Here is a 342-nt window from a genome sequence, read left to right as displayed (position 1 = left end):
ACATTATAACCCGGCAGCATAAACAGCAAGGCCGCCGTACGCAGGCCCGGGTGATGTTCGGTTCTTACAATACACAGAAATACATGGTTAACAACGGCTATAACATAGGAAATTTCAGCAGTTTCATCTCTTTGAACCATGATCGTTCGGATGGGCATAGGCCGGATTCCAAATTTAATATCACCAACGGTTTTGCCAACCTCGGATACCGTATCAACAACCAATATAAGGTTACCGGCAATTTGAGCCTGGCCAAGTATAATACCGAAGACCCCGGGAAGATTACGAACCCGTTGTTAGACCATGATATGCATATCCTTCGTGGTACAACCTCGTTCGCTT

Annotated in this window: 1 pseudogene; it reads left to right on the top strand. The window is 45.6% G+C overall.

What is annotated here, in order from left to right:
- A pseudogene (locus tag DWW23_RS26805) lies at positions 1 to 342 on the top strand (TonB-dependent receptor); the annotation flags it as partial.

Origin of the sequence: Parabacteroides sp. AF14-59, assembly GCF_003479515.1 — a bacterium.
In the GTDB taxonomy this organism is placed as follows: Bacteria; Bacteroidota; Bacteroidia; order Bacteroidales; family Tannerellaceae; genus Parabacteroides; species Parabacteroides faecis.
The sequence above is the reverse complement of the archived record's forward strand: the minus strand, read 5'-3'. Positions and strand labels throughout refer to the sequence as shown.